Below are 6,553 nucleotides of genomic sequence, written 5' to 3'. Positions count from 1 at the left end.
TTATCATACTTTCCGGCGGCGTTTTTGGGGGGGGGGGGCCCCGCGCGGGGGGGGGGGGGGGGGGCGCCGCCCCCCCCCCCCCCCCCCGCCACCGATCAGGCTCCGTTGATTACCGGTGCCAGAGGTACGCGAAGATGGGCCGCCACCCTACGCGATGATAACTGAACGTGGACCAGGACCACTTCCACTTGGCGCGGAAGTCCACTTCAATTCTCACCCCCTTGTTGTGCCCCATCCAGTCGATGGCGGCAATCGCAGCCCCCGTAATACCGGAAACCACTCCGGCCGCCTCGCACACCGCTGCCGCCGGCGTACCGATGACGGAAACGACACCGGCAAGGGCGCAGGCATTGCCCAACGCCCAGCCCAGGCCGAGCGCGACGATGATCCCCTGGGTCGCGTGCTCACTCAGGTAGATTTCACACCACCTGAAATAGGTGTTGTTGCCGCAGTAACCCCAGGTGCTGGTGCCCGTCAGGTCGTAACCCGTGGTGGGATTCTGATTGACGTAGTCGTAGGCGGTGGCAGATCCCTGGAAGACCGGGTCGGTCTGGAGGAAGCGGCCGAGTGACGGGTTGTACATGCGGGCGCCCATGAGAAGGTCGCCCGAGGGCGTCTCGCTGGAGCGCTGCTTGCCGCCCAGCCAGCCATAGCGCGAGGTGCTGGTACCGGTGAGCGGTGTGCCGTACTCGTCGGCCGCCATCACCAGGACCGGGGTCGCGCTGTCGTTGATGGGAAGCACCATGTTGACGTCACCGTGCAGATTGGTGAGTTCCAGCAGGATGTCGCCCTTCGTCGACGAGTAGACGGCGCTGAGGTCTCCGGTGATGTCGTTGACGTTGCGCGTGTACGCGCTCGTGCTTTCGCGGGTCCAGGAAGGCGAGTCCGAGGTGCCGTCGTAGTGGTTGGTGCGGACTGCGGTCTGGGTCCAGCTTCCGGATGTGTTGGTTTCCGACGTGTAGGACCGGCTGCGGCCCAGGGGGTCCAGCTGCCAGGTGACGCGGCTGGTGCCGGAGGTCTGCTGGTAGGCCAGGTCGTTGGCGTAGTACGCGGTCGTCGTCCCACTCGGCTCAGCGGTCGTGCGACCGAGGGCGTCGTAGGTGTAGCCGCTGTCGACCACACGGTCGGCACTGTCGTAACTGTGGCTGACCGTGGTTCCACCGCTGGTGGGGCAGGCCGCCTTGGCGGCACCGACGGCCGTGGTCAGACCCGTGCGGTTGGAGTCCTTGTCGAAGGCGTAGTGCCGCGTGGTGCAGGTACTGGTCGCGCCAGTGGTGGCGCTGGTGCTGAGGACGGTCTGGCTGACGTCCGAGAGGCGATTCGCAGCGTCGTAGGCGTACGTGTTATTGACGCCGAGGCCTCCGGTGGTCGACTGGGCCCGGCTGACTTCCAGCCCGGTTCCGGAGTACCCCGCCTGGTCGGAGAGCAGCACGTTCCCGTTCGCGTCGGTGTAGACACGGGAGGTGGCCTGTCCGGTCTCGTCCGTGGTGATCTTGAGGGTGATCGATCCCGGCAGGGACTCAGTACTCACATTGCCGTCGGCGTCGTAGGTGGCGCTGAAGGCACCGGTGTTGGAGTCGGTCTGCGTCGTCGGCACACCGCGCGGGTCCTTGCTGGTGTCGTAGGTGAAGGTGGTGGTCGACGGCGCCGTGTCGCCAGTCTGCGTGGGCCGGTCCAGGGCGTCGTACTGAACGGTGGCGGTGTTCCCGTCCGCGTCGGTCGAGGACATCCCACGGCCGAGTTGGTCGTAACTCCAGGTGGTCGAGGCGCCGTCCGGTGTGGAGACCTTGGCCTGCTGACCGTTGCTCGTGTTGTAGGTCGTGGTCGTCGTCTGCACAGCCTGGCCGACACCGCCGGAGACCGCGACCGTGCTCTTACGGCCCGCCGCGTCGTAGGTCATGGTGCTGATGCGGGTGACGCCGTTGGCGGTCTGGGTCACCGTGCTCGGCGAGCCGTAGAGGTTGTACGTGGTCGTTGTGGTGGCCCGCTGGCTCGGGTTGGAGCCACCACCGGTGATGGCGCCGGCGGGGGCGGTCTGGCAGACCAGGTCGGCCCACTCGGGGTGGCTTCCGCAGGGGCTGCTTCCGGTAGCGGTGTAGTAGGTGGTCGTGGTGGCGCCCGCGTCGGAGCCGGTGGAGGAGGGCTGGGAGTTGGAGGTCACCTTGCCGGCGGAGTTGTAGCCCGTCGCGGTGGCGATCGCCAGGCCCGTCGGGTCGACCGTGGTCCTGGTCGCCTGTCCCAGCGTCCAGTCGTAGGTGGTCCGGGTGGTCCGGGTGTCCGCGTCCGTGGCGTAGCCCGCGACGGCGCTGCCGGTGACGGCGGTGGTCACCAGGCCGGACGCATCCGCGGAGCCGTCGGTGGGGCGGCCTTCGTCATAGGTGTTGTGGGTGTGTGTCCGGGCGGCGACGACGGAGCCGGCCGCACGGGCGGCGCTGGTACCCGAGGCGGCCAACGCGTGCTCCAGAGTGACCTGGTGCAGCGGGCCGTACATGTCGGTCAGGAGCTGGCCGCTGCTGTCGCGGACGTTCACCGAGGACAGCAGTGCGGCACGCTGCGCGGTGGTCATCGCCGCCAGTCCGAGCACGTTCAGCTCGGTGTTGGTGCTCGCGGCCAGGGCGAGTTCGCGGTTGGCGGCGCTGAGCTGGCGAGCGGGGTTCCCGAGAGCGTCGAAGTCGGTGGTGGTGATGTGCCCACCAGGGGAGGCCGTGTTGGACTCGCGCCCGTTGACATCCAGGTAGTGGATCTCGGCGCGCGTGTAGGAGCTGGAGGTGAGGTGCCCGGATCCGGTGCTGGAAGTGGGCACCTGATCGGCGGGGAAGATCGCCGTGGCGTCGGTCGGTGCATCGGCCTGGGCCAGCGCGGCCACGTCCGAAGCGCCCATCGCGTAGGGGCCGCCCGCCGCGGTGGTGAGGGGCACGTCGTAGACGACGGTGGTGGTTGCCGTGCCGTTGGTCGACGACGCGGAACCCGGGGTGAGGGTCGGGCGGGAGACGCTCAGCAGGCGTCCCGCGTTGGTGTCGCCGCTGGTGCCCGCGGTGCCGTAGGTGAACGTCCAGGGGAGCTGGCCCGGAGGCGTGAGTGTGGCCACCCGGCCGGCCGAGGTGTAGGTGTACGCGGTCACGAGGTTGGGCGTGAGCTGCGGGTTCCACTCCTGGCGGAGGGCGCCGGTGGAGTCGTACGCGTACTGGGCGATGGTCTTGGACGTCTCCGTACCCGTGGCCGGGTCGGTGGCCCACATGACGATCATGCCGACCTGGCCGGCGTAGTCGCCGAACGTACCGCTGGTCGTGCCCGTCGCGGTGGTCGCGGTGGCATAGCTCAGTTGCAGGACTCGGCAGCCCACCGCCGGCGTCGTCGGGGTGAGGCAGGACGCGTTGGTGTCGGAGATCGCGGACGTGGGTGCGGCCATCCGGGCCAGGCGCATCGTGGTGGTACTGCCGCTGGTCACGGCGTCGAAGCGGTAGCGCACCGAGGTGCCGCTGCCCGCCGGGCTCGTCGAAGCGACAGCCCACACACCCGCCGTGGTGGAGGACTTGGCGAAGACCGTCGTCGTTCCCGAGGTGTCGGTCAGCGTGTAGGTGTCCGCGGAGCTGCTGTAGCTGAGCGTGTACGCCTCAGCGCCGGGCTCCGGAGTCCAGGACCCGCTGCTGTTCTTGGTGAACGAGACCTGTGAGCCGGCCGAGCCGACGAGTTGCACGGCGGTGGAGGTGACCGGACGGATCTCGGTGTAGTCCGTCATCGCCGTCGCGGCAGCGCCCGCCAGTTGCCAGCCGGGGCCGAAGGGCGCGACCTGACCGGCCGGCGGGGTCCCCTGGGGGGTGCGGGAATCGAGTGACTGGCCGACCGACATTCCGAATGCGGAGACTTCCGGGCCGGTCAGGGTGTAGTTGCCGGTCGACAGGTTGAGCGTGCCCGGACCGACCGAGTCGCTCGCGGTCTGGGTGGCTCCGCGGTCCAGGGTGGCGGTGACGGCGGAGGTGTCGTGGCTCGCCGAAGACGTGTCCGTGAACTCGGCACGGACCTGGACCGCGCCGTCGTCGCCCAAGGTGCTGGAAACGTCCCAGACGAGCGGGGAGTTGGCACCGCTGGTGACGGCCACCGGCCAGCTGCTCACCGCGTTGCCGCCGGACGTCACGTCGGCGACCGGGATGGTGGTCCAGCTGTCCGTGGCGGATCGCCGGTACTGGAACTTCACCGACTGCCACGTCGACGACGCCGCGGCGGCGGTCAGCGTGACACGCCGCGCGGTCCTGGTGCCGTCGGTCGGCGAGGTGACGGCGCCGTTGCCCGCGTTGAAGCTGTAGACCGTCGACGCGGACAGGTTGCCGGCATTGTCGCGGGTGGAGACGGTCAGGGTGTGCGGGCCGTCCGCGGACGGGGTGACGCTCACGCTCACGGCACTGCCGGTGGTCGCCACGGAGTTCTGGGCCCCGGAGTCGAGCTGCCAGACGACGCCGGAGGTGTCCGTGCCGCCGGAGGGCGGGGTGATGGTGAACGCGCCGCTCTGTCCGGCGCCCTTGCCCCAGCCGCCGGAGGGGTAGTCCGTGGAGGCGACCGTCGGCGCGCCGGGCTTGGTGGTGTCGATCGTGAAGACCAGTCCGTTCGGGACGGTCTGACGAGACCACAGGGAGCCGTCGTACCCGTAGGGCCACGCGGTGTAGGTGTGGCCGTTCACCAGTGTTCCGGCCGCGACGGACGCGCTGGAGATACCTCCGGAGGCGGTCCAGCTGCCGTTGAGGTTGGAGATGACCTTGGTGTTGGCGCCACCGGTGGTGTCGTAGACGTTCCACTGGGCCATGACGTTGCCGCCGTCGGCGTCGGTGACGGTCGACTGGAGCTGCGGGGTGGTCGTGTTGGTGTAGAGAGTCGTGGTGGAGCCGGAGACCGAGGAGACACCGGGAGCCACTGTGGGGGCGGAAGGCATCGGGTACGAGTTGTAGGTCACCGACAGGTAGGGCACGTTGGCCGAGGCGTTGGCGGAGTAGAAACGCTTCCAGCTGTTGCTGTCCGTCTCGTCGGACGCCCTCAGGCCCATGTAGGCGACGTCGTAGCCGTTGTCACCGGCGTACTGGAGGAAGGTCGAGGGGTCGATGGAGACCCAGCCCTCCGCGCTGGAGGTGGTGCAGTCGCTGGAGTAGCCCTTGGTCTGGGAGGTCGTGGCGTACTTCGCCTTCCAGACCGGCTGGTTCGACCAGACCGTGTCCGTGGAGGACTCTCCGGACTCCCACAGTTCCCACGGCGACTGGACGCAGCCACCGGCCCAGTACTCGTACAGGTTGAGCGACGAGGACAGGATCTGCGTGTTGTCGAGCGGGAGGACCGGGAACTCCAGGAACGAGCGGGCTACGTCGGTGCCGCTGTCGTAGGTGCCGAGCTTCAGGTCGGTGGACGTGTACTCCGGGGCCGTGTCGGTGTTCTCCACCCACGTGTCCAGCAGGGGAGAAAGACTCGTGGAGGGGTCCACCGTGACCGGGTACTGCGTGTTGGGGTCGGCCAGGAACTTCGCGTCCGGGGTCAGGGTGAGATTCACCGTGTCACCGGACTGGGACATCGTCATCTTCACCCGGGCACGGTGCGGGTGCTCCAGGGACTTGGCGTCGACCTGCGCGTCCCACATCACCGGCGCCGGTATGGTGCCGACGACCTTGTGGTGGGCATCGGTGAAGGTGATCGAGCCGTTCTTGCGCTGCTTGGCCGTCAGCCCCTTCGCGGAGACGGGAATGGTCACCGTGTAACCGGCCTTGGGGCGCGACTTGAGGACCACGTTCTCCTCGAAGCCGGTCCGGGTCGCCTGTACGGTCACATCCGCGCCCGGGGTGACGTTCGCGTAGGTGGCGGTGGTGCCCTTGAGGGACGGCTTGGGAAGCGTTCCCTTCCAGCCGACCGCTACCCGATGCTTGCCCGATCCCATGCCGGCAAGCACGGCGTTCTTGCCACCAGGCGCGAGAATCAGGCCGTTTTGCTGGGCCTTGGGCGTCACAGTGCCATCGGCATTCATATGCAGGGTTGTATCGACATCAACCCATTTCCCGGCCCGCTTGAAACGGATCGGCGCCGCATACGACCGGGTGGTCACCGTGCCATTCGGATTTGCCCAAGTGGTGGTCTTGGCCGTGATCTGGTCGAGAATCTCGACCTTGTGTTTACGCAGTCGGGCCGTGGCGAATGCCGACGCCGCGTCAGGAGCCGAGAGCGGCCCGGTGGAGGCGGAGCGGGACTTCGCCACCGAGGGGGTGCGCGCCTTGTGCGCGGAGACGGCGAAGGCCTGTCCAGTGGTCGAGAGCGTTACGGCGGCTTCGGTGACGAGCAACAGCACCAGTGCCGTTGCCGTTGCCACCTGCCGAGGTGAGACGGACAGGGGTCCGCTGTTCGGTCTTCTTCGGAAATGGCTTGCGCTTCTTCGGAAATGGCCTGTGCGACTGGTCCTCACGGGACTCCTCTGGTATGTCAGGACGCAAGCGGCGCCCATGATCACACAAGAGATACCGGCCGAGATCTTCACGGTCTAGACACATTTCAGGCCGTCAAAGCTGATCAATCATGACGAAAACTG

Annotated in this window: 1 protein-coding gene; it reads right to left on the bottom strand. The window is 67.9% G+C overall.

The window, feature by feature from the left end:
- Window positions 1-109 precede the first annotated feature (109 nt).
- Window positions 110-6,337, bottom strand: coding sequence for an RHS repeat-associated core domain-containing protein (locus ACIQBL_RS34200; protein WP_401948782.1), 6,228 nt, complete (start codon window positions 6,335-6,337; stop codon window positions 110-112).
- Window positions 6,338-6,553: the final 216 nt, after the last annotated feature.

It is taken from the genome of Streptomyces sp. NPDC088350 (assembly GCF_044753545.1).
Lineage (GTDB): Bacteria > Actinomycetota > Actinomycetes > Streptomycetales > Streptomycetaceae > Streptomyces.
Note: the sequence above shows the minus strand (reverse complement) of the source record. Positions and strands in the feature narration are given on the sequence as shown.